Here is a 23,093-nt window from a genome sequence, read left to right as displayed (position 1 = left end):
GTCCTGAAACGGGATTCTTTGGTAACGGTGATGTCCCCGCCGCTCCGCCGGGCCGCCGCGTGGGACAGGATGTCAGGAACGCATAAAGCATCCGGAGGGGAACCCAGGAATGAGCTACAACCAGCCGGGCCCGTACGGCGGGCAGCCTCAGCAGCCCGGACCGTACGGTCAGCCGGGTCCTTACGGCCAGCAGCCGCAGGCCCCTCAGCCCGGCTACGGCTATCCGCAGCAGGCCCCCGGGCAGCAGCCCGGCTACGGGTACCCCCAGCAGGCCCCTCCGGGGGTCCCGCCGCAGCCCGGCTACGGCCAGCAGCCGCCCGGCGCGCCCTACGGCCCGCCGATGCCCCCGGCCCCCGGCGGCGGCAAGAAGAAGACCGGACTGATCGTCGGAGCGGTGGCGGTCGTGGCCGCGATCGCGGTGGGCGCGTACTTCGTCCTCGGCAGCAGCGGCTCCGCGGAGGTCGCGGACGACGGCCCCCACAAGCTGACGACGCCGGCGACGTTGCTCACCGAGTACAAGAAGGGCAAGGACTCCGAGGACGGCATGACCAAGTCCGATCTGAAGGACGCCGAGTCCTGGGGTGTGAAGAACCCCAAGGACGTCAGCGCCTCCTACCAGGCGGGCGAGGACGCGGACAACCCGCTGGCCGGGAAGCTGCTCACCTTCGGCGGTGTCTACGGCGACATCGAGGACCCGGAGAAGGCCGTCGACGGGTTCTTCGGCTTCATGAAGAAGGACGCCAAGGACGAGGACGTCACCTTCGTCGGCAGCCCGAAGGCGTACGAGCCCAGCTCGTTGGACGGCGCCGTCCTGAAGTGCCAGGAGGCCAAGTTCGACAACTCCGACGCTGGCGCGGGTGTGCCGAAGTCGATGAATGTGACGTACTGCGTCTGGGGCGACCACAGCACACTCGGCTTCGTGATGCCGATGGAGTACTCCGACGTGGCGGCCGGCAAGAGCTCGGACCCCGCGGAGGTGGCCGACACCACCGCCAAGGTGCGCAAGGAAGTCCGCGTAAAGGCCTGACGAAGCACCGACACAGGGGTCCTGGTCAGCGGTCGACCAGGACCCCCCAGGTCAGCGATCCGAAGTCACGATCAGCGCTTATTGCACGCAATCAGGGCGTGCTCGGACCGCACATCGATGTTCAAAAGCCTCTGGACGCAGGCCTGGTAGCCGGTGAGCCCGGTCTGCGCACACGCCGCCGTGACCTTCGGACCAACGACGTAGCCCCGGCTCGCCAGATAGTTCCGGCAGTCCGCTGCGCTCGCCTGTGCCGGCGCCGCGGTCATAAGCGGCACCACCACCGCCGCCGCAGTCAAACCAGCCGCCGCCAGCGCTCGTTTCATCCTCGTGTCCTGTCCCTCCGTCTTGTTTGCGTCGCAGGGCGGTCACCCCTGACGGAGGTCACGAGATCAAACAGCGAGTGCATGGCACCAAGGTACGCATCGTGAGCTGGCTTGATCCAGGCGAAGATCGACCGGGGCATAGGCCGAGGGGACACCCGACCTGCATCGTCGGGTGTCCCCTCGGCTGACGAAACCCGCTTACGCCGTCTTCTGCTCGCCCGGGCCCCGGCCCCGCGCGTCGCGCGGGATGAGGGTCGGGTTCACGTTGGAGCGGACGACCTCCGAGGTGATGACGACACGGGCCACGTCCTTGCGGGACGGGACCTCGTACATCACCGCCTGCAGGACCTCTTCCATGATGGCGCGCAGGCCGCGCGCGCCGGTCTGGCGGAGGATGGCCTGGTCGGCGATGGCCTCCAGCGCCTCGCGCTCGAAGTCCAGCTCCACACCGTCGAGTTCGAAGAGGCGCTGGTACTGCTTGACCAGCGCGTTGCGCGGCTCGACCAGGATCTGGAGGAGCGCCTCGCGGTCGAGGTTGTGGACCGAGGTGATGACCGGGAGGCGGCCGATGAACTCCGGGATCATGCCGAACTTCACCAGGTCCTCGGGCATGACGTCCTCGAACCGGTCCTTCGCCTCCAGCTCCTTCTTCGAGCGGATCGTCGCGCCGAAGCCGATGCCCTTGGCACCCGCGCGGGACTCGACGATCTTCTCCAGGCCGGCGAAGGCACCGCCCACGATGAACAGCACGTTCGTCGTGTCGATCTGGATGAACTCCTGGTGCGGGTGCTTGCGTCCGCCCTGCGGCGGGACCGAGGCCGTGGTGCCCTCCAGGATCTTCAGCAGAGCCTGCTGGACGCCCTCGCCGGAGACGTCGCGCGTGATCGACGGGTTCTCGCTCTTGCGGGCCACCTTGTCGATCTCGTCGATGTAGATGATGCCCGTCTCGGCCTTCTTGACGTCGTAGTCGGCGGCCTGGATGAGCTTCAGCAGGATGTTCTCGACGTCCTCGCCGACATAGCCCGCCTCCGTCAGCGCCGTCGCGTCCGCGATGGCGAACGGGACGTTGAGCATGCGGGCCAGGGTCTGGGCGAGAAGTGTCTTGCCGGAACCCGTCGGACCGAGGAGCAGGATGTTGGACTTCGCCAACTCGATGGCGTCCTCGCGGTTCTGGCCCGCGCTGTTCTCGCCGGCCTGGACCCGCTTGTAGTGGTTGTACACCGCGACCGAGAGGGCCTTCTTCGCGGCCTCCTGGCCCACGACGTACCCCTCGAGGAACTCGTAGATCTCACGAGGCTTGGGCAGTTCCTCCCAGCGGACCTCGCTCGTCTCCGCGAGCTCTTCCTCGATGATCTCGTTGCAGAGATCGATGCACTCGTCGCAGATGTACACACCAGGGCCTGCGATGAGCTTCTTGACCTGCTTCTGGCTCTTGCCGCAGAACGAGCACTTGAGCAGATCGCCGCCGTCACCGATGCGTGCCACGGTGTGCTTCCCCTTCGCCTGGGAGACGCCTAGGTCCAGCGGCTCCTGGTGCTGCCTTATGTCCGACGGTACCTTGCCCGGCCCCCCGTCCGGGCCCCCCTTGGCGCGGTTCACTTTGACGTGAACCGCGTCAAGGAGCGGCAGACGATACAGCGCTGCGTCACGCGACCGCGGCGTTGTTCATCTTCCGGGTCGAGATGATCTGGTCGATCAGGCCGTACGCGAGCGCGTCCTCGGCCGTCAGGATCTTGTCGCGCTCGATGTCCTCGCGGATCTTTTCGATGGGCGTCGTCGAGTGCTTGGCCAGCATGTCTTCGAGCTGACCGCGCATCCGGAGGATCTCGTTGGCCGCGATCTCGAGGTCGGAGACCTGCCCGCGACCCGTCTCGCTGTAGGGCTGGTGGATCAGCACGCGCGCGTTGGGAAGAGCCATGCGCTTGCCCGGTGTACCGGCCGCCAGAAGAATCGCGGCGGCCGAGGCGGCCTGGCCCATGCACACCGTCTGGACGTCCGGCTTCACGAACTGCATCGTGTCGTAGATGGCCGTGAGGGCCGTGAACGAGCCGCCGGGGCTGTTGATGTAGACCGAGATGTCACGGTCGGGGTCCATCGACTCCAGGCACAGCAGCTGCGCCATGACGTCGTTGGCGGAGGCGTCGTCGATCTGCACGCCGAGGAAGATCACGCGCTCCTCGAACAACTTCGCGTACGGGTCGTACTCACGGACGCCCTGCGAGGTGCGCTCGACGAAACGCGGGATGACGTAGCGGGACTCCGCGCGAGGGCCGGTGTACTCGGCCTCTGTGCGGGCGTAGAGGCCGCTGCCGGGGAAGTCGTTCACTGTGTCTCCTGGAGAGCCTGAAAATGGCTGAGGCGGTCGGCTGGGGGCTCGGAGGGGCTTGCGTCGGTCTACGCCGACCTAGGCCGCCCCGGTGCCGCCGCCGCCAGGCATCGCGGCAGCGGTGGGCATGATGTCGTCGATGAGGCCGTACTCCTTGGCCTCCAGCGGGTCGAACCACCGGTCGCGGTCCGAGTCGCGGGTGACCTGCTCCACCGTCTGGCCGGTGTGGAAGGCGGTCAGCTCCGCCATCCGCTTCTTGGTGTGCAGCAGCCGCTCGGCGTGGATCTTGATGTCCGACGCGGAGCCGGCGAGGCCGGCCGAGGGCTGGTGGATCAGGATCTCCGCGTTCGGCAGCGCGAAGCGCTTGCCGGGAGTACCCGCGCTCAGCAGGAACTGCCCCATGGAGGCAGCCATGCCCATGGCGATCGTCACCACGTCGTTCTTGATGTACTGCATGGTGTCGTAGATCGCCATGCCGGCGGTGATCGAGCCGCCGGGGCTGTTGATGTAGAGGTAGATGTCCTTCTCCGGGTCGGAGGCAAGGAGCAACAGCTGCGCCGTGATCTTGTTGGCGATGTCGTCGTCGACCGCCTGGCCGAGGAAGATGATCCGCTCGCCGAGCAGCCGGTTGTAGACCTGGTCGCCGAGGCCACCACCGATGGGGTCGCCGGCGGCTGTGGGCATCAGATTCGTCACGTATCCACCTGCTCGTCTTACGACGGCGCCGGGCCGTCTCACGTGTTCTGCCGGGGCGTGGGGCCCCTGTGCGCGCCGCGTCGGACGGCTCCGGGGACTCCCCTGCCCTCGTACTCATGGACCCTAACGCGCTGGTCCCTCCAGAGAATCCCGCAGAGGTGACTGTTCGCTGTGAGCGCATGCGCTCCGTGGTCGGACGGGAACGGCCGCAAGCCCCGTACGGGACTGGGGAACCGCGCGTCGCGCCGCCCGGGCGCCGGGGCGTCCTCACCCCCGTCCGCGGGCGGCACGGGGCGGCACGGGCCGTTCTCGCGGCGTCCCGGCCCTGAGGACCCGGAACCCGCAGGGGCCGTACGGCCCGTACGGCCCGAAACGACGGCGGGCCCCCTGGACGCAGAGGTCCAGGGGGCCCGCCGGGGCGTGCGAGCGGGGCCGGTCAGGCCTCGGACTTGTCCTGGGCGGCCTCGGGGGCCTCCTCGGCGGCGTCCTCGGACGAGCCCTCGGCGGAGACGCCGTCCTCGCCGTCCTCGCCGTCCTCGTCGTCCAGGTCCACGATCTCGCCGTTCGTGTCCTTGACGGTGGCGGACTCGACGACCACGGCGAGCGCCTTGCCGCGGGCGACCTCGCCGACGAGCATCGGGACCTGGCCGCCCTCGACGACGGCCTGGGCGAACTGGTCGGGGGACATGCCGGAGGAGGCTGCGCGCCGCATGAGGTGCTCGGTGAGCTCCTCCTGGTTGACGTTCAGCTTCTCCTTGTTGACCAGCTCGTCGAGGACGAACTGGGTCTTGATGCCCTTGACGGCCGCTTCCTTGGTCTCGGCGTCGAACTCCTCGGCCGTCTTGCCCTGGATCTCGAGGTACTTCTCGATGTCGATACCCATCTGGCCGAGCTGGTGGTGCTCCAGGTTGTGCTTGCGGGTGTTGATCTCGTCCTCGAGCAGCTTCTCGGGGACGGGCACCTCGACGAGCTCCAGCAGCTTCTCCAGGACGCGCTCCTGGGCCTGCGTGGCCTGGTCGTACTGCTTCATGTTCTCGAGGCGCTTGCGGCTGTCCGCGCGCAGCTCCTCAAGGGTGTCGAACTCGGAGGCGAGCTGCGCGAACTCGTCGTCCAGCTCGGGCAGTTCACGGGCGGCGACCTGGGTGACCTTGACGGTGACCTCGGCCTCCTTGCCGGCCGCCGAGCCGCCCTTCAGCTCGGAGGCGAAGGTGGCCTCGCCGCCGGCCTCCAGGCCCTTCACGGCCTCGTCGATGCCGTCCAGCAGCTCGCCGGAGCCGATGGTGTAGGACACGCCGCTCGCGACGCCGTCCTCCAGGACCTCGCCGTCGACCTTGGCCTCGAGGTCGAGGGTCACGACGTCGCCGTCCTCGGCGGCACGCTCGACCGGGGAGGTCGAGGCGAAGCGCTCGCGCAGCTCGGTGACGGCCTTGTCGACGTCCTCGTCGCCGACCTCGACCGCGTCGACCTCGACCTCGATGCCGGAGTAGTCCGGGATCTCGATGGTCGGGCGGACGTCGACCTCGGCGGTGAAGTTCAGCGTCTCGCCGTCCTTCAGCTCGGTGATGTCGACCTCGGGCTGGCCGAGGACGTTCAGCTCGGCCTCGTTGACCGCTTCGGTGTAGAACTTCGGGAGCGCGTCATTGACGGCCTCTTCGAGCACGGCGCCGCGACCGAACCGCTGGTCGATGACGCGCGCCGGGATCTTGCCCTTCCGGAAGCCCTTCACCGTGACCTGCTGGTTGATCTTCTTGTACGCCGCGTCGAGGCTGTCCTTGAGCTCCTCGAAGGGCACCTCGATGCTGAGCCGAACCCGGGTCGGGTTCAGGGTCTCCACGGCGCTCTTCACGGTTCGGTCTCCTTGGGGGCTGACTTCTCTGGGTTCTGCCGATGTCCTCGTGCCGGGTACGGCCGAGCCTCAGCGGATTTAGCGGCCCTTGAGAGACGTCTTCGAGACGTCGTAACAATGCAGACACACGGGCGCGCAGTTTGCATACTAGCCGCAGCCGGTACACGCCCCAAAAGACGATCTCGCCGGTGGTCCGGCGCGGTGGTCGGGGTGGCGGGATTTGAACCCACGGCCTTCCGCTCCCAAAGCGGACGCGCTACCAAGCTGCGCCACACCCCGTCTGGTGCGACACGTAGGGTACATGCCCGCAGACAGCACCACTCCCGCATTTCCCGGGGTACTTCGGCACACCGGGAGGGGGTGTGCGGGGAGGGGCTCCGACCCGCTACGATGCATTCGTGCCGCGCGTCACTGACCTGCGGCGCACTCCGCGCGGGCGTAGCTCAATGGTAGAGCACTAGTCTTCCAAACTAGCTACGCGGGTTCGATTCCCGTCGCCCGCTCCAAAAGACGTAGAGCCAGGTCAGAGATCACTTCCTCTGCCTGGCTCTTGTCGTTCCGGGGCCTGTCCCCCGCGCTCCGGCGGGGTCCGCCGCTCCCGTTCGCGGCCCGTCGGCTCCGGTCGCCGTGCGCCACCGCCGCGCGGGCGGCCGTTCAGTTCGCCGTGCGCCACTGCCGGTGACTCTCCGTACCGCCCGGCGAGGAGTCGGGCGCCGTGGGGCCTCACACCGGAAGCAGGAGTGCGTGCCGCCGGGCCGAAGGGTGCGCCGCCACCGGATCGGGGTGCGGGGTCCGCGTCGCACGGGCCGTCGCCGGGTGGGCCGGGGTCCGCCTTGTTGACGGCGACCTTCGCCCCCGCCGCGTCCGCGGGCGACCGGCGCCCCGGGCGGAGCGCGGCGGGCCGCCGGGCGGGGCCTCTCGCGCCGGGGTCGCCTCGCGCGAGGCCCGCTCGTCACCGGTTCCCGCGAAGCCCTCGGGTCAGAACTGGATCGAGTTGATGGTCTCCGCTATCGAGTTGAGGAAGCGCTGGATGTCGTCCGCCATGCCCGTGGAGGCAAGGAAGAAGCCGAAGAGCACGGCGACTACAGCCGGCCCCGCCTTGATCGATCCGCCTCGTATCAACACCACGAGGATGATCGCCAACAGCAGCACCACTGACAGCGAAATGGCCACAACTGATCACACCCTACGGTCGGTCCGCTCTCCCGGCCCGGAGGTGCAGCCCCGCACACCCCCGCCAGAACCATCGTGCCACCAACAGGCCCCGCCTATGCGGCGGGTGAGGCATCCATCGGGCCGCGGCCGCGAACGACGGCTCTCCGCACGACAATTCGAGACACCCCCCGTACGGGAATTCAGGATGATCGTTTCCGTGTCCACACAACCTGTTCGCAGGCAATTCGAATTGTTGCCACAGGCACATCGGGCGGGCCGGTGGACCGGCGACCAAAGGCCAATGAACCGGACATTCCACCAGAGTCCCCCGCGGGCGTTATGCACCGTTACGTCATGACGAGTCAGGACGTAACGCCCTCTGGTGGTACGGAAATCAGGTTGAGGATCATCATGTTGACTTCCCCGAATCCGGGGTAGGCGGGCAGCGATAAGCAGGATTCACCCCAGGGGTTTTACGGAATCCCACAGACAACGCTAGGGTCCCTCAGATGTTCTACGCTGCCTCGTCCCCCGCACGCGCAGCGAGGTCCCGGATCGACTCCCGCGGTTCCTGGCGGGAGGGTCTGTGACGAACTCGCTCCGTCCTCACGGCCACGGGAGGACTCCGCTCCCACCGGCAGAGACACCGGAACCGGCACGGGGAGTGCCGAGTCCGCGTACCTCGCACCGGCCGGGGTCAAACACCGCCGCCGCTCCGGGCACCGCACCCGTCAAGCAGCGGGACGCCTTCTTCGACAACGCCAAGTACCTGGCGATCGTGTTCGTGGCGATGGGCCACGCGTGGGAGCCGCTGACCGACCACAGCCGCGCCGCTGAGGCGCTCTACATGGTCGTCTACACCTTCCACATGCCGGCGTTCATCCTCATCTCCGGCTACTTCTCCCGCAGTTTCGACATGCGCCCCGACCGGCTGCGCAGGCTCGTCACGGGCGTCGCCGTGCCGTACGTCCTCTTCGAGGTGGCGTACTCCCTCTTCAAGCGGTGGGCCGACGACGACCCCAGCCACCCGATCAGCCTGCTCGACCCCTGGTACCTGACGTGGTTCCTGGTCGCGCTGTTCGTGTGGCGGATGACCGTCCCGCTGTGGAAGGTCGTGCGCTGGCCGGTGCCGCTCGCGCTCGCCGTCGCGGTCCTCGCCTCCGTCTCCCCCGACATCGGCGACGACCTGGACCTCCAGCGGGTCCTGCAGTTCCTGCCCTTCTTCGTCGTGGGCCTCTTCATGAAGCCCGAGCACTTCCAGCTGCTGCGGCGCCGCGAGGTCCGGATCCTGTCGGTGCCGGTCTTCGCGGTGGCGCTGCTGTTCGCGTACTGGGCGGGCCCGCGGATGAACTCCGCGTGGTTCTACCACCGCGACAGCGCCCAGGAGCTGGGTGCCCCGTGGTGGGCGGGCCTCGTGATGACGCTCGCGCTGTTCGGCTCCTCGCTGGTCCTCACCTCCTGCTTCTTCGCCTGGGTGCCGGGCCGCAGGACGTGGTTCACGGTGCTCGGCGCGGGCACGCTGTACGGCTACCTGCTGCACGGCTTCCTCGCCAAGGGCTCCCGCTTCTGGGGCTGGTACGACGACTACACCTGGCTGCACCAGCCGCTCGGCGAGATCTTCCTGACGGTCTTCGCCGCGACACTGATCACCGTGCTGTGCACCCCGCCGGTCCAGCGGATGTTCCGATTCGCGATGGAGCCGAAGATGGAGTGGGCGTTCAAGCGGGACGCGGCGGAGCTGGCCCGCGAACGGGCCAGGTCCTAGGACCCGTCCGCGCGGTCGCGCGCTCCGCCCGGCGGGGCCGGGAGTCCGCTCCCGGCCCCGCCGGCCGGGCGGGACCCCGCGGAGGCCCTCCCGGCCGGCCCCCGCTCCGACTCCCCCGCTTGGCCCAGGAGTTCGCGCATCCGCGCGTACTTCCGGGCCAGGCGGTCGCGGGTCGCCCCGTCCAGGACCGCGAGCCGGACCGGGTCCGCGTTGTGGGCGAGGTCGGACTCCTTGACCATCAGGGCTCCAGGGGTGGCGAGCACACGCCCCGCGTACGCCTCCAGGGGCTCGCCCGCCCGCTTGGTGAGGGCGAGCACGATCTCCTTCGTCCGCCCGGACAGGGCTGCGCCGCGCAGCCACTCCTCGGTGAGCGCCCCGTCCTCCACCGCGTCGTGCAGCCAGGCCGCCGCGATCTGGTCCTCGTCGCCGCCGCGCGCCCGCACGCCGTCGGCCACGGCCCTCAGGTGCTCGGTGTACGGCCGGCCCGCCTTGTCCCTCTGGGCGGCGTGCGCGGTACGGGCCAGCGCCTCGACCTCGACCAGGTCCAGCAGTGGGCGGCCGGTCGCGCGGGGTGTGTGATCGGTCATGCGTCGAGTGTGCCGCGCGCCGCCGGCGCGGTCCGGCCCTTCCGCCGCATCCCCTTCCGCCGAATTCCCTTGAGCCCCCTGCCTCCTGCCTCCTGCGGCCCTTCGCCGCCCCGGTCGCCTACGGGTGCGCGGGCCCTCGTGGCTGACGGTGGGGACGACGCGGGACCGACGACCGCCGACCCACACCGCCGCGCCCCGCCCCACCCCGCCGCGCCCCACGCGGCCTCAACGGCCGTTCGCCACAGCCAAGTCCGGGCAAACACACCCGAACAGGCGCGCAATATCGTTTGGTAAACTAATTACTGACGATTCCTTGACACTCTCTTGACGATTCTCGGACCAGTCCTCCGGCCGCCGCCCGGCCGGCCGACCGCCCTCGACCGTGAAGGAAACGGCCCATCGGACACGCAGAGCTCCTGATCGCCATGGGCGGCGCCTTCCTGGCCGCCGCCGTACTCGCCCGCGCGGGAGCCCGGATCGGGCTCCCCACGATCCCCCTGTTCATCCTGGCCGGGATACTCCTCGGCCCGCACACACCCGGCATCGTCCTCGTCTCGGACCCGCACGACATGGAGATGCTCTCCGCGCTCGGCCTGGTCCTGCTGCTCTTCTACCTCGGCCTCGAGTTCCACATGGACGACCTCAAGGCGGGCGGGCGCCGGATGGCCCTCGCCGGAGGTACGTATCTCGCCCTGAACGTCGGGGCGGGCCTGGGCTTCGGCTTCGCCCTCGGCTGGGGCTCCTCCGAGGCGCTGGTGCTCGCCGGAGTGCTCGGCATCTCCTCGTCGGCGATCGTCACGAAGGTCCTCGTGGACACCGGCCGCCTGGGCAACCCGGAGACCAGGCCGATCCTCGGCATCATCGTCGTCGAGGACGTCTTCCTCGCCCTCTACCTCGCCGCCCTCCAGCCGATCCTGTCCGGGGCCGACTCCCTCGGCTCGGCCGTCCTCGACGGGGGCAAGGCCTTCGCCTTCCTTCTGCTGCTCGCACTCGCGGCGCGTTTCGGGACACGGGTCGTGGGGCGCCTGTTCGCCACCAAGGACGACGAGTTGCTGGTCATCTCGTTCCTCGGGGCCGCCGTCTTCATGGCGGGAGTCTCGGAGTGGTTCGGGGTCGCGGACGCGATCGGCGCCTTCATGGTCGGCCTGATGCTGGGCAGCACCGCCTCCGGCACCCGCATACGCAAGCTGGTGCACCCGCTGCGGGACGCCTTCGGGGCGATGTTCTTCTTCGCCTTCGGCCTCTCCATCGACCCGGGCGACCTGCCCTCGGTCCTGTGGCCCGTCCTCGCGGCGGTGGCGCTGACACTCGCCATGAACGTGCTGGCGGGCCTGGGCGCGGCCCGCATCTACGGCTTCGGTCCGGGGCCGGCGGCCAACATCTCCACCACGCTGCTGGCCCGCGGGGAGTTCGCCCTCATCCTGGCGACGATGGCCGCCGCCGCGGGGCTCGACTCCCGGCTGTCGCCGTTCATCGCCGGGTACGTGCTGCTCCTCGCCGTGCTGGGCCCGCTCGCGGCGGGACGGTCGGCGCTGCTGGCCCGGATACTCCCGGCCCGCACCGGCTGACGGGACTCCACTGCGTACTGATGCGGCGGCGGCCGTCCCGGGACACCGCCGCCGCTTCCGCGCGTCCGCACGGGTCCGCGGCCGTTCCCGACGGGACCGCGGCCGTTCCCGACGGGACCGCGGCAGTTCAGCCGGGATCGCTGCCGTCCCGCACGGTCCGCGGGACCTCCGTCCGCGGACCGGCGCGGGGACACCGGCCGGGAAGGCCGACAGCCGCCGGGTGGGGAGCGCCTGCCATGGTGCGCCGGCAGAAGAGCGCCGGGCGCCGGGCGCCGGGCGGCAGTCGGGGACGCCAGGCGGCAGGCGGCAGACGGCAGACGGCAGGCGGCAGGCGGCAGACGGCAGACGGCAGGCGGCAGGCGGCAGGCGGCGGGCGGCGGGCAACGAGCACCAGCGGCGACCAGCCGCCGGACGGCCGGGCGCCGATGGCCGCCGAGTACGTACGGCCGCGCGTCCGGCATCGAGCGGCCGCGGCGGGCCGGGCCGGGTCGGGCGGGGTCGGCTCAGACTGTCGCGGGTCCGGTCACCGCGCCCTCGCGGCAGATCAGGAGCAGCGCCCGGTCGTCGTTGACGTCCTTGGCCACCGCTTCGATGAGGTGCCAGGCCGCCCCGTGGAACCCGCCGGCGACGTACCGGTCGGCCTCCCCGGTCAGCCGGTCGATGCCCTCGACGATGTCGCGGTCCGACGTCTCCACGAGCCCGTCGGTGAACAGCATCAGGACGTCACCGGGCCGCAGCGAGCCCTTCACCGAGTCGAACTGCGCCCCGTCGTAGACCCCCAGCAACGGGCCCTCCGCGGACATCTCCTCCCAGCGCCCGTTGCCCGCGCTGAGCTGGAGCCCCGGCGGATGTCCGGCCGAGAAGAGTTCGTAGTCGCCCGAGTCCAGGTCCAGGACGAGGTGGATCGAGGTGGCGAAGCCCTCGTCCCAGTCCTGCCGCAGCAGATAGCCGTTGGCCGCGGGCAGGAACGCGTGCGGGGGCAGCGACCCCAGCAGTCCGCCGAACGCGCCGGAGAGCAGCAGCGCGCGTGACCCGGCGTCCATCCCCTTGCCGGAGACGTCGGTGAGGACCACTTCGAGGGTGCGCCCGCCGTTCGTGCGGGCCGCGACCACGAAGTCGCCGGAGAAGGACTGCCCCCCGGCCGGGCGCAGCGCCATCTCGCGGTGCCAACCCATGGGCAGCTTGGGCAACTTGCTCTGCACCCGGATCCGCTCGCGCAGGTCGAAGAGCATGGTCCCGCCCCGGCGCCAGGGCACACCCACCCGGCTGCGGAACTGGGCGATGAGCAGGCCGAAGAACCCGCACGCGGCCACGACGAGCACGATGCCCGGCGTCACCCGGGACGGGCCCTCGGTGTACGGGCCGAGCCGGACGGACTCCACGATCAGCGCGGTGGCCGCCGCCGCGTAGAGGCCGAGCAGGCTGGACGGGCGCAGCAGCAGTCCGCCCGCGACGATCGGCAGGACCAGCATGGCCGGGGAGCACCAGACGGAATTCACGAGAGTGATCGAGGCGATCACGGGAATGGTCATCAGGAGGCCTGCGAGCGCGACCCAGTCCGATCCGTCGCCGCGGAAGTAGTCGACGGCGGATCTGCGCAGCCCTGTGCGGGCCCGGTGTACCTGCATCTTCAACCGGGCCGTGAACGTCTCGGCCTCCGCGCGCCGCTGTCGTCCTGCTGCCATTAGTTCGGGACCCTATCCATCGGACCAGGTGCTTGGCACGGGAGGTCCCACTTGTCCCCCGTCCGGGGACGTACGTCACAGGGAAGTGCGGCCCCAGCCGAGGGTACGGCCGGATCGCCGCCCGGGAGCGGCGAGCCCTGAGAAATCCAGTCGCTGATACCGGATTGCCCTGGTAGGCATGGGTACATGACGACAGACTTGCGTGTGCTCAGCCCCGACGACTGGGACGAGTGGTACGGGAAACTGGAGCTCGCGTTCGGCGGGGTCGCGGAGTCCCCGGAGGAGCGGACCCTCTGGAAGGACCTCACGGAGCCCGACCGGTTCATCGGCGCCTGGGACGAGGACGAGTGCGTGGGCACGGCCGGGGCGTTCGACTTCCGGCTGACCGTTCCCGGCGGCGCGCCGGTGAGGGCGGCCGGCGTCACGATGGTGAGCGTCTCCCCGACGCACCGCAGGCGCGGGGTGCTGACGTCCATGATGCGGCGCCAACTGGACGACGTACGGTCCTGGGGCGAGCCGCTCGCCGTGCTCACCGCGTCGGAGCCGGACATCTACGGCCGCTTCGGCTACGGCATCGCGACCCAGCAACTGCGTGCCGAGATCGACACCTCACGGGTCCGGCTGTCGGTGCCGGAGGGCACCGACGACGTACGCCTGCGGCTCGTGGCACCGGACGCCCCCGCGGTGCGCGAGGCCTGCGAGGCCGTCTACGCGCATGAGGTGGCCGGGCGGCCCGGGATGCTGGAGCGGCGGCCCGGCTGGGAGCGGCTGATGGTGCTCGACCCGGAGGCCGACCGCAAGGGCTCGTCGCCCCTGCAGTGCGTGCTCGCCCGGCGGGACGGCGAAGTCGTCGGCTACGCCCGGTACTTCAACAAGCCCGAGTGGGACGCGGCCGGCCCCAGGGGCACGATCGAGCTGCGCGACCTGGCGGCGCTCGACCCGGCGGCGTACGCGGCCCTGTGGCAGCACCTGTTCGCCATCGACCTGACGGCGAAGGTCGTGGTGCGCAACCGGCCCGTCGACGACGCCTGGCAGCATCTCGTGTCGGACATCCGGCGCTGCGCCGTGGGGCTGCGGGACTCCCTGCACGTGCGGCTCGTCGACCTCGGCGGCGCGCTGGAGGCGCGCACCTACCAGGCGCCCGTGGATGTCGTGTTCGAGGTCGAGGACGCCTTCTGCCCCTGGAACGAGGGTCGTTGGCGGCTGTCCGGCGACAGCAAGGGCGCCTCGTGCGCGCGGACCGCCGACGCGCCCGATCTGCGCCTGTCCGTACGGGACTTGGGGGCGGCCTACCTCGGCGGTGTGTCCCTCGGCTCGCTGGCCGCGGCCGGGCGGGTGCGGGAACTGCGCGCGGGTGCCCTCGCGGAGGCCTCCACGGGCTTCGCCTCGTCCTCCGCGCCCTGGCTGCCGCACGGCTTCTGACCGTCAGCTCCGCTGGCAGCCGGGGCACCAGAAGAGGTTGCGGGCGGCGAGATCGGCGGTGCGGATCTCGCCGCCACAGATGTGGCAGGGCATCAGGGCCCTGCGGTACACGTAGACCTCGCCGCCGTGGTCGTCCTTGCGCGGCGGGCGGCCCATGGCGTCCGGTTCGTGTTCCGGGCGGACCGTGTCGATCCTGTTGTTGCGGACCCCCTCGCGCATGAGCGCGACCAGGTCGGCCCAGAGGGCGTCCCACTCCGCGCGGCCGAGGTCGCGGCCCGCCCGGTAGGGGTCGATGCCGTGCCGGAAGAGGACCTCGGCGCGGTAGACGTTGCCGACACCCGCGATGACCTTCTGGTCCATGAGCAGCGCGGCGACCGTGCTGCGACTGCGGGAGACCCTGGCATACGCGCGGGCGGGTTCGGCGTCCTCGCGCAGCGGGTCGGGACCCAACCGGTCGTGTATCGCCCGCTTCTCCGCGTCGGTGATCAGGGCGCAGGTGGTGGGGCCGCGGAGGTCCATGTACGCGGTGTCGTTCGCGAGGCGCAGGCGGACCGTCGCGGTGGGCGGGGGCGCCGGGGTGCCGCCGAAGTCCACCTTGCCGAAGAGGCCGAGGTGGATGTGGACCCACTCCTCGGTCCCGAAGCCGAGGAAGAGGTGCTTCCCGTGGGCCTCGGCCGTCGTCAGGGGTGCCCCGTCCAGCAGGGCCGCGGCGTCCGCGAACTTGCCCTGGGGGCTGGTGACGCGCGCCCCGCGTCCGCCGAAGGCGGCGAGGCAGTCGTCGGCCAGCCGGTGGATGGTGTGCCCTTCGGGCACGGCGGCCTCCTGGTCGGATCGGGAGTGGGCGGGTGGGTCCGTCTGCCCTGCTCCACGCCTTCCCCGTTCCGGGGCGGCACCCGGCGTCCGGTCGGCCGGTCCGCCGCCGCGTGCGGTCGGGCAGGGGCCGGGGCATCCCCCGGTCCCCTCGCCCTCCGGTGCTCTGCCGCCCCACCCTCCCCTTCCCGCCTCCTGGTCCGCACGGGCGGAAGGGGAGTCGGGAGGGGAGGGGCGGACAGTGGTTCGGTCGGGAGAGGGGGGCGGGCCTCAGCCCTGCGGGTGGTGCGCCGGGACGGGCGGCAGCTCGCGCGTCGCCTCGTACGCCGTGAGCATGTCGATCCGGCGGACATGGCGCTCGTCACCGGAGAACGGCGTGGTGATGAAGGTCTCGACGAACTTCGTCGCGTCCTCCTGGGAGTGCATCCGGGCACCGACGGAGATGACGTTCGCGTCGTTGTGCGTACGACCGAGCTCGGCGGTCTCCGCGCTCCACGCGAGGACGGCCCGCACGCCGGCGACCTTGTTCGCGGCCATCTGCTCGCCGTTGCCGGACCCGCCGATCACGATGCCGAGGGAGTCGGGGTCGGCAGCCGTGCGCTCCGCGGCGCGGAGGCAGAAGGGCGGGTAGTCGTCCTGGGCGTCGTAGATGAGGGGCCCGCAGTCGACGGGCTCGTGCCCGGCCGCCCTGAGCCACTCGACAAGGTGGTTCTTGAGTTCGAAACCAGCATGATCGGAACCGAGGTACACGCGCATGGTCCGAGTGTGACACGGCTGTTTCGGATCGGCCCCGTCGGGGCAGGCGCACGGAACGCTCCGCATCGATTGCCGGAATCATGTGAGCTTGACCATAGAACCTCAAGGAAACCTCAAGTAACAATCCGGATTCAGAGGTTCAAGAATCAATTCACCTGGGATTCACTGGACCGGCTCGTGCTCCCGGAGCGCGTCGCCCGCACCCCCACCGCTCGTGCGGGCACCCCGAGCGGCCCCCAGGAAAGGTCCCACTCGGTCCCATCCAGTCCCCACGCAGTTCCCCCCACAGTCCCCGGCACAAAGGAACAGTCCCCATGACCTCGCAGCCGACCCTGACGAAGGCCGGAAGCGGCCCCGGAGACCCCGGCGAACCCGACGGCGGCCTCCAGGCAGGACTCAAGAACCGCCACCTCTCGATGATCGCCATCGGCGGAGTCATCGGCGCCGGCCTCTTCGTCGGCTCCAGCTCGGGCATCGCCACGGCGGGCCCCGGCATCCTCCTGTCGTACGCCCTCGTCGGCACGATGGTCGTCCTCGTGATGCGGATGCTCGGCGAGATGTCGGCCGCGAACCCGACCTCGGGCTCGTTCTCCGCGCACGCGGACCGCGCGCTCGGCCGCTGGGCCGGCTTCTCCATCGGCTGGCTGTACTGGTTCTTCTGGGTCGTCGTGCTGGCGATCGAGGCGACCGCCGGCGCGGTCATCCTGGAGAGCTGGATCCCGGCCGTCCCGCAGTGGGGCTGGGCGCTCATCGTCATGCTGGTGCTGACCGCCACGAACCTGGTCTCCGTGGGCTCCTACGGCGAGTTCGAGTTCTGGTTCGCCGGAATCAAGGTCGTCGCGATCGGCGCGTTCATCGTCATCGGCGGACTCGCGGTCTTCGGTGTGCTGCCCGGCGTCGACAGCGAGTCGGCCGGGCTCGGCAACCTCACGGAGCACGGCGGCTTCCTGCCGAACGGCCCCGGCGCGATCCTCACCGGCATCCTGCTCGTGGTCTTCTCCTTCATGGGCAGCGAGATCGCCACCCTCGCGGCGGGCGAGTCGGAGAACCCCCAGCGCGCGGTCACCAAGTCCACCAACAGCATCATCTGGCGGATCGGCGTCTTCTACCTCGGCTCGATCCTGGTCGTCGTCACGCTGCTGCCCTGGGACTCCGAGGCCATCCAGAAGGACGGCTCGTACGTCGCCGCCCTGAACTCGCTCGGCATCCCGAACGCCGGCGAGATCATGAAGTTCATCGTGCTGACCTCCGTGCTGTCCTGCCTGAACTCCGGTCTGTACACGGCCTCCCGCATGGCGTTCTCGCTCGGCCGGCGCGGGGACGCGCCCAAGTCCTTCGCGCGCACCACCGAGCGGGGCGTCCCGCGGACGGCGATCATCGCGTCCGTCGTGTTCGGCTTCGTCGCGGTGTTCTTCAACTACGAGTTCCCGGACTCGGTCTTCCTCTTCCTGGTCAACTCCTCCGGTGCCGTCGCCCTGTTCGTCTGGCTGGTCATCTGCCTCTCGCAGCTGCGGATGCGGAAGATCATCGAACGTGAGACGCCGGAGAAGCTGGTCGTCCGGATGTGGCTCTACCCGTACCTGACGTACGCGACGATCGGGCTGATCGTCTTCGTCCTCGGCTACATGCTCACCGACACCGAGCACGACGGCCGCCAGACCGTGCTGCTGTCGCTGCTCGTGGCGGCGATCGTCATCGGCATCTCGCTGGTACTGGAGAAGGTCCGGCGCGGGAAGGCCGCCAGCGGGCGCGCCGCCGACCGGGACCTCACGGTCTGACGGTCCCCACCGGCACCCGGCTCGCCGTTCGATGCCGCAACGCCACAGCACGGGACGCCCCCGCGGGACCTCCGCGGGGGCGTCGTGGTTCCGGCGAGGGCGGCCGCCCCGGGGTGACCGCTCACAGGGGGGTGAAGCCTTCCTTGACCTCCTCGTAGACCGGAACGGCCCGCTCCGACACCTCGGGGCGGTACCACGTGGTGATCTCGTAGGTCCGGCCTCCCGAGTCGAACCCGAGCAGCAACGCGTGCCAGGGCAGACCCTTGGCCGTCACGGTGTACTCCCACACCACCGCGGGCCCACCGCGGAACGTGGTCTCCTCCAGACGGATCCTCCGGTAGTTCAGGCCCTTGCTCCTGATCTCCTCGGTCTTCTTCCACTGCGCGAACAGGTCACCGCGGGCCGGTGAGGCGTTGGCCAGGACCTCCTGCTTGCGGTCGGGCGAGCTGTAGTGCACCTCGGCACCGCTCTGCGCCGCGCGCTCCCAGCCCTTGGGCGGGACCCACGCGTACATCCCGGCCTCGGTACGGGAGCCCGCGGGCAGGGTGGGCGGACGCACGGTGCCCGCGACCGTCGGCGACCCCGGCGGGGACGAGGAGGAGGGGCCCCCGCCCCCGCCGGAGGACGGGCCGCCGCTCGCGGCCGAGGACGCGGCGGGCGAGGAGGCGGAGGCCTTGTCGTCCCCCTCCGGCGATCCGCCCAGGCCCGGGACGACGAGAGCCGCGACCAGCCCGGCAACGGCCACTCCCGCGGCCGCCATCAGCGCCTTGCGGCCCCGGCCGCCGATCCGACGCGGACCGGACGGGCCGCCGGGGCCCGGCGGTTCGTCCGGGGACACCGGCGGGGGCGGGGCGAGGGGCCGGGACTGCGTGGGCAGTTCGTGTCCCGCCTCGCCTGCCGCCCGGACGGGTTCCGTCGCCTCCGGCTGCCGCGCCCCGGCGTTCGTGCCCGGGTCCGCTCCCGGTCCGGTGTCCGTCCCTGTCCACGGGTCCGCCCCCGGTCCGGTGTCCGTTCCGGGGCCGGAGGGGGCGTACACCGTGCCGGGTGCGGCGCCCGCCGAGGAGATCTCCGGGGTGCCCTCGGGCGAGGACTCGGAGGACACGTTGCCGGCTGCCGCCGGGGGTGCGGGGAGCGCGGTTCCGGCGGAGGCCACGGTCAGCGGTCCGCGGGTGGGACTCTCCGCTGACGGGCCCGGCGACGTCTCCGGGAACGCCTCCGCCGGGGACTCCGACGCGGTCGACGCCGCGGTGGTGCGGACCGGGTCGCCCGCCCCGGTCGACGGGTCCGCCGCGGGAGGCGTCTCCCCGGGCTCGGGCCGGTGCCACGGCGTGGGCGTACGCCGTACCGGTACGGCGTCCTCCACCGTCCCGGCGGACGCGGCCTCCTCGTTCGCCGCGGGGGCGGGGTCGGGGTCGGGGTCGGCGGATGCGGCGTCCGGGCGGGACGCGGCCACGGGTTCCTGCGGGTCGGGGGCCGCCGGTCGGCGGCGCGGGACGGAGTCCGTCCGCAGCCGTGAGGTCGGGCGTTCCACCGGCGGGGGCGGCTCCTCGGGCACGGAGGTCTCCCGGCCATCCGCCTCTCCGGTCCCGTCACCGGTCGCGACACGGGCGCGGGGGTCCTCGCGATCCGTCACGGCGGCCCGCGGGGGCTCCGGCTCGGCGGCCGGCTGCCCGGGCGGGGCCGACGGTGCCTGTGCCGGTACGGGAACCGCGTCCTCGGGCGGCGCCTGTGCGTGTTCCTGTTCCTGTTCCTGTGCGGGAGCCGGGGTCCGGCCCGTGGCGGGCTCCTCGTCCGGTTCGCCGGGCGAAGCGGCGCCGGGCCCGTCTGCCGGTCCACCGCACTCGCCCCCGGCCTGTCCCGTCCCGGGCCTCCCCGCCGGTTCCGTCCCGGGCTCGGGGCCTGCGGCCGGAACCGCCGGCGGTTCCGGGGGTCCGTCCGGGGACGGACCCCCGGCGACGGCTTCCGCGACCGGTCCGGCGGACGGCTGCGCGTCCGTGCCTGCGCCGGGGTCCGTGTCCGTGGCCCGCGCCTCGCGCGGCGGGTCCGGGCGTCGGCGGGGCGACGGGACCGGCTCCGGGTCCGGCCCCGGACGCGGCACCGAGCCCTCGGTCCGGGCGGGGGCAGAACCGGCTCCCGTGCCCGGGTCCGGGGCCACCGCCACGGCAGCGTCCGCGCCCCCGGCCGGAGCCCGCCCGGCCCCGGCCGCGGCGGGCCGCGCGGGCTCCGCGTCCGGAGCGTCGGCGTCCGCCCCCGGGTCCGGCTCCGGGTCCGCCTCGGGCGCCGGACCGGCGCTCCACGCCGTGGCGGTCCGCGAACCGGAGTCCGGGCCGGCGCCGGGTGCGGAGTCCGGCGGCTGCCGCGAGGACCGCGCGGCCCCTACGCGGCCGTCCGGCCCCGCGTCCCCGGTAGCGGCCGCCGTGCCCGCCGTACCCCGTGACGCGGTGTCACCCCGTGCGAGTGGCCCGAGGGCCTCGGCGAGGGCGTCCAGGCCGGGCCGCCGGGCGGGGTCCTTGTCCAGCAGGGCGGCCAGGACCTCCCGCAGCCCGTCGGCCACCGGCGGGATCACGGGCTCCTCGTACAGCACCGCGTGCAGCGTGGCGAACGTCGTCGCACGGGAGAAGGGGGAGCGGCCGCCGAGGGCCGCGCAGAGCGTGGCACCGAGGGACCACAGGTCGGAGGGCGGCCCCTGCGGCCGGCCGGAGATCCGCTCGGGCGCCATGTAGTCCGGCGAGCCGACCAGCATCCCGGCCATGGTCAGGGCCTCGGCGTCGCGGATCGCCGCGATGCCGAAGTCGGTGAGGACGACCCGGCCCGCCCGCCGCTCGACCAGGACGTTGCCCGGCTTGATGTCCCGGTGCAGCACGCCCCCCGCGTGCACCTGGCCGAGCGCGGCGACCAGTTCGAGTCCGATCCGGGCCGTGCCGCGCGGGCCCAGCGGCCCGTCCTCCGCCACGACCCTTTCGAGGGAGCGCCCGTCGACCAACTCCATGACGATCCAGAGGCGTTCGCCCTCGTCGACGACGTCGTACACGCGCACGATGCCGGGATGGTCCATCCGCGCCGTGGCCCTGGCCTCCCGCAGCGTCCGCTCGCGCCGGGTCCGGGTGTCCTCCTGGTCCATTCCGTCTATCCGCATTTCCTTGACGGCGACCGGCCTGTCGAGTACTTCGTCGACGGCACGCCACACCCGCCCCATTCCCCCCTGCCCGATGATCCCGGCCAGCCGGTAGCGGCCCGTCACCAGCAATCCCGGAATACCGCCCCTGGTTATTCCCGGCACCCCCGTTCCCCCCTTCACCACGCGCCACAGAAGAATCGCAAAGAAGCACATTGGCCACAACTTCGTGCCACACCAGCATAGTGCGGAGAAATCTTGTGGTACCTCTTCAAGTACTGCGAATTCAGGCGCAGTCAGGGGGATACAAGGGGGACGAACATGAGTTCTCGTCGTACGACGTCCATCGCGGGATCGCTGCTCACCGCATCGTTCGCGGCAGTGATGATCCTTCCCTTCTCCGCGGCGGCGGACGACCAGGGGCCGATGAGCGGCAAGGGCGGAAAGGCCGTCGACGAGGCACCGGCGGGCGTGAAGTTGACGACGCTGCTGCCCGAGAAGATCGAAGTGGACAACAGCTCGAAGGAAACGGCCATTACCGCCACGGTGAAGAACGGGGGAACCGAGGACAGCGGCAAAATCCGACTGCTCGTGGTCGGTTTCGACGGCCTCTCGGTCAAGAGTGTCGAGGGCTGCTCGGAAATCGCGGAGAAGGACCTTCCCGAGGGATCGAACAGCGGTTTCGCCTGTGCGATCGACAATCTGGCGGCCGGCAAGTCGAAGTCGTACGCCGTGGACGCCACCTTCGATCTGAAGAAGGAGGGAAAGATCTGCCTGCCCGTCCAGGACGCCGACGGGGCGAAGACGTTCTGGCAGCAGGGCCCGGTCCCGTTCGGCGCGAACGACCCGTCGCCGAACGCCCCCGCCACACCGCTCCTGCTCGGCACGGACAACAGCCCGGTCACCCCGGGCGGCGACGAACTGCCGAAGACCGGTCCCGCCGACCGGATCGTGCCGCTCGGCGCGGCGGGCGCGGCACTCGTCTCGGCCGGCGTCGCGGGCCTGTGGTGGATCCGGCGGCAGCCCCGGCCGAGCGAGTAGCGGGACGCACGGCCGCTGTCCGGGTGCCGGGCGCCCCCGGCACCCGGGATCCGCGCCCGGGGCCCGTACGGAGGACTCGTACGGCCCCGGACGCACGGGAGGCCCGCCGGGCCGGAGTCGGTGTGGACGACTCCCCCGGCGGGCCTCCGGCGCGTGCACCGCGCGCGGCTGTCAGCCCTCGCGGTGGACCAGCTTCCAGGCGGCGGGCAGCAGCCCCATGGCCAGCACCGCCTTGAGCGCGTCGCCCAGCAGGAACGGGGTGAGGCCGGCGGCGATCGCCTGGGTCGCCGTCATGCCGGTGGCGAGCGCCAGGTACGGGACGCCCACCGCGTAGATGATCGCCTCACCCAGCAGCATCGTGCCCGCCATGCGCAGCACGGAGCGGTCGGCGCCGCGGCGGGCGAGGGCGCCCACGACCGTGGCGGCGAGCAGCATGCCGAGGATGTAGCCGAAGGACGGCGCCGAGGCACCCGAGCCGCCCTCGGCGAACCACGGGACGCCGGCCATGCCGACGACCGCGTACACGGCGAGGGACAGGAGGCCGCGGCGGGCGCCGAGCGCGGTGCCGACCAGGAGGGCGGCGAAGGTCTGGCCCGTCACCGGGACCGGGGAGCCCGGCACGGGCACCGCTATCTGGGCCGCGACACCGGTGAGCGCGGCGCCGCCCGCCACCAGTACGGCGTCCCTGACACGGGAGGCGGGGAGCAGGTCGGCGAGCACCTGGCCCGGACGGGCGGGGGCGACGGCGGTGGTCATGGGGACTCCGGCGGGTGAGGGCAGTGGGGACCTCGTGACGCTATCCCAGGGCGCTCGCGCCGATCACCGTCAGCGCTCGACAAAGCGGGGAGCGGGTGCGTAGTGGACCTTTCACAAAGAGTGTCGTGTACACCCGCGTGGACGTGATGCTGGTCACCCAGGTGGCGTGCGGTGTGCTTCCCGAGCGGGAAGGGGCCACGACTGTGGGGTCCCACCAAACCCCTGAGACGGTGTCACCCGGCCCCCTGGCCGGACCGGGCCCCGTCCGCCTACCCTCGACCCATGGTCGCCCAGGCAGAGAACTTCGCGTCGCGTCGCTATGTCGACCTGCGACGCCAGGGCACGGCCACCTGTCGCCACCGCTGAGGCGGGCGGAGGGGATCCGGCTCGCCGAGACGAGACAGACGTCGGCACCGTGTCGCGACCAGCCCTCGAGG

18 protein-coding genes and 2 tRNA genes are annotated in these 23,093 nt (G+C 71.3%); 7 read left to right on the top strand and 13 right to left on the bottom strand.

What is annotated here, in order from left to right; genetic code table 11:
• The first annotated feature begins 109 nt into the window (after positions 1 to 109).
• Positions 110 to 1,027: a hypothetical protein gene (locus tag IE265_RS11225; RefSeq protein ID WP_190035309.1), complete on the top strand. Its 918-nt coding sequence runs from the start codon at positions 110 to 112 to the stop codon at positions 1,025 to 1,027.
• Between the two features lie 71 nt (positions 1,028 to 1,098).
• On the opposite strand, the gene IE265_RS11220 is transcribed toward IE265_RS11225, so the two are convergent.
• The 6 genes from IE265_RS11220 to IE265_RS11195 all read right to left on the bottom strand — a co-directional run bounded on the left by IE265_RS11220 (position 1,099) and on the right by IE265_RS11195 (position 6,497).
• The gene (locus IE265_RS11220; protein ID WP_190035308.1) at positions 1,099 to 1,350 is read right to left on the bottom strand and encodes a hypothetical protein; all 252 of its coding nucleotides are present in this window, start codon (positions 1,348 to 1,350) and stop codon (positions 1,099 to 1,101) included.
• A gap of 198 nt (positions 1,351 to 1,548) precedes the next feature.
• Positions 1,549 to 2,835: an ATP-dependent Clp protease ATP-binding subunit ClpX gene (gene clpX / locus IE265_RS11215; protein WP_190035307.1), complete on the bottom strand. Its 1,287-nt coding sequence runs from the start codon at positions 2,833 to 2,835 to the stop codon at positions 1,549 to 1,551.
• 160 nt (positions 2,836 to 2,995) lie between these two features.
• Complete coding sequence (locus tag IE265_RS11210; RefSeq protein WP_190035306.1) at positions 2,996 to 3,676, bottom strand: ATP-dependent Clp protease proteolytic subunit; 681 nt, start codon at positions 3,674 to 3,676, stop codon at positions 2,996 to 2,998.
• Positions 3,677 to 3,754: 78 nt separating this feature from the next.
• Complete coding sequence (locus IE265_RS11205) at positions 3,755 to 4,360, bottom strand: ATP-dependent Clp protease proteolytic subunit (protein WP_190035425.1); 606 nt, start codon at positions 4,358 to 4,360, stop codon at positions 3,755 to 3,757.
• Between the two features lie 448 nt (positions 4,361 to 4,808).
• A complete protein-coding gene (gene tig / locus IE265_RS11200; protein ID WP_190035305.1) occupies positions 4,809 to 6,218 on the bottom strand; it encodes a trigger factor in 1,410 nt (469 codons plus the stop codon).
• A 202-nt stretch (positions 6,219 to 6,420) separates the two neighbouring features.
• Positions 6,421 to 6,497: transfer RNA gene (locus IE265_RS11195), tRNA-Pro, on the bottom strand.
• Between the two features lie 153 nt (positions 6,498 to 6,650).
• Between IE265_RS11195 and IE265_RS11190 the strand changes: the two genes are divergently transcribed.
• Positions 6,651 to 6,724 (top strand) — tRNA-Gly (locus tag IE265_RS11190).
• A 472-nt stretch (positions 6,725 to 7,196) separates the two neighbouring features.
• Here IE265_RS11190 and IE265_RS11185 read toward each other — a convergent pair.
• Positions 7,197 to 7,391 (bottom strand): hypothetical protein, encoded by a 195-nt coding sequence (locus tag IE265_RS11185; RefSeq protein ID WP_190035304.1) that lies wholly within the window; start codon positions 7,389 to 7,391, stop codon positions 7,197 to 7,199.
• A 568-nt stretch (positions 7,392 to 7,959) separates the two neighbouring features.
• On the opposite strand from IE265_RS11185, the gene IE265_RS11180 reads away from it, so the two are divergent.
• Entirely contained in the window at positions 7,960 to 9,138 is a 1,179-nt protein-coding gene (locus tag IE265_RS11180) for an acyltransferase family protein (RefSeq protein ID WP_190035303.1), read from the top strand.
• Here IE265_RS11180 and IE265_RS11175 read toward each other — a convergent pair.
• Complete coding sequence (locus tag IE265_RS11175) at positions 9,135 to 9,725, bottom strand: HD domain-containing protein (RefSeq protein WP_190035302.1); 591 nt, start codon at positions 9,723 to 9,725, stop codon at positions 9,135 to 9,137. The two genes, IE265_RS11180 and IE265_RS11175, sit on opposite strands and share 4 nt — an antisense overlap.
• 425 nt (positions 9,726 to 10,150) lie before the next feature.
• Here IE265_RS11175 and IE265_RS11170 point away from each other — a divergent pair, with 425 nt between their 5' ends.
• Entirely contained in the window at positions 10,151 to 11,293 is a 1,143-nt protein-coding gene (locus IE265_RS11170; protein ID WP_190035301.1) for a cation:proton antiporter, read from the top strand.
• A 503-nt stretch (positions 11,294 to 11,796) separates the two neighbouring features.
• Here IE265_RS11170 and IE265_RS11165 read toward each other — a convergent pair.
• Positions 11,797 to 12,978 (bottom strand): PP2C family protein-serine/threonine phosphatase, encoded by a 1,182-nt coding sequence (locus IE265_RS11165; RefSeq protein WP_190035300.1) that lies wholly within the window; start codon positions 12,976 to 12,978, stop codon positions 11,797 to 11,799.
• A 186-nt stretch (positions 12,979 to 13,164) separates the two neighbouring features.
• Here IE265_RS11165 and IE265_RS11160 point away from each other — a divergent pair, with 186 nt between their 5' ends.
• Positions 13,165 to 14,400 carry a GNAT family N-acetyltransferase gene (locus IE265_RS11160; RefSeq protein WP_190035299.1) on the top strand — a complete coding sequence of 412 codons (1,236 nt, stop codon included), beginning with the start codon at positions 13,165 to 13,167 and terminating at the stop codon, positions 14,398 to 14,400.
• Positions 14,401 to 14,403: 3 nt separating this feature from the next.
• Here the strand turns inward: IE265_RS11160 and IE265_RS11155 are convergent, their stop codons facing one another.
• Positions 14,404 to 15,213 carry an Fpg/Nei family DNA glycosylase gene (locus IE265_RS11155; RefSeq protein WP_190035298.1) on the bottom strand — a complete coding sequence of 270 codons (810 nt, stop codon included), beginning with the start codon at positions 15,211 to 15,213 and terminating at the stop codon, positions 14,404 to 14,406.
• A gap of 267 nt (positions 15,214 to 15,480) precedes the next feature.
• On the bottom strand, positions 15,481 to 15,966 hold the full coding sequence (locus IE265_RS11150) for a ribose-5-phosphate isomerase (protein WP_190035297.1): 486 nt from the start codon (positions 15,964 to 15,966) through the stop codon (positions 15,481 to 15,483).
• Between the two features lie 314 nt (positions 15,967 to 16,280).
• Here IE265_RS11150 and IE265_RS11145 point away from each other — a divergent pair, with 314 nt between their 5' ends.
• The gene (locus IE265_RS11145) at positions 16,281 to 17,744 is read left to right on the top strand and encodes an amino acid permease (protein ID WP_190035296.1); all 1,464 of its coding nucleotides are present in this window, start codon (positions 16,281 to 16,283) and stop codon (positions 17,742 to 17,744) included.
• Between the two features lie 121 nt (positions 17,745 to 17,865).
• Here the strand turns inward: IE265_RS11145 and IE265_RS38290 are convergent, their stop codons facing one another.
• Positions 17,866 to 20,985, bottom strand: coding sequence for a protein kinase domain-containing protein (locus IE265_RS38290; RefSeq protein WP_308434783.1), 3,120 nt, complete (start codon positions 20,983 to 20,985; stop codon positions 17,866 to 17,868).
• Positions 20,986 to 21,180: 195 nt separating this feature from the next.
• Between IE265_RS38290 and IE265_RS11135 the strand changes: the two genes are divergently transcribed.
• Positions 21,181 to 21,900, top strand: coding sequence for an LPXTG cell wall anchor domain-containing protein (locus tag IE265_RS11135; protein ID WP_190035295.1), 720 nt, complete (start codon positions 21,181 to 21,183; stop codon positions 21,898 to 21,900).
• A 171-nt stretch (positions 21,901 to 22,071) separates the two neighbouring features.
• On the opposite strand, the gene IE265_RS11130 is transcribed toward IE265_RS11135, so the two are convergent.
• Positions 22,072 to 22,656 carry a biotin transporter BioY gene (locus IE265_RS11130; RefSeq protein WP_190035294.1) on the bottom strand — a complete coding sequence of 195 codons (585 nt, stop codon included), beginning with the start codon at positions 22,654 to 22,656 and terminating at the stop codon, positions 22,072 to 22,074.
• Between the last annotated feature and the right edge of the window lie 437 nt (positions 22,657 to 23,093).

This window comes from Streptomyces fructofermentans, assembly GCF_014651055.1.
GTDB lineage: Bacteria > Actinomycetota > Actinomycetes > Streptomycetales > Streptomycetaceae > Streptomyces > Streptomyces fructofermentans.
Note: the sequence above shows the minus strand (reverse complement) of the source record. Positions and strands in the feature narration are given on the sequence as shown.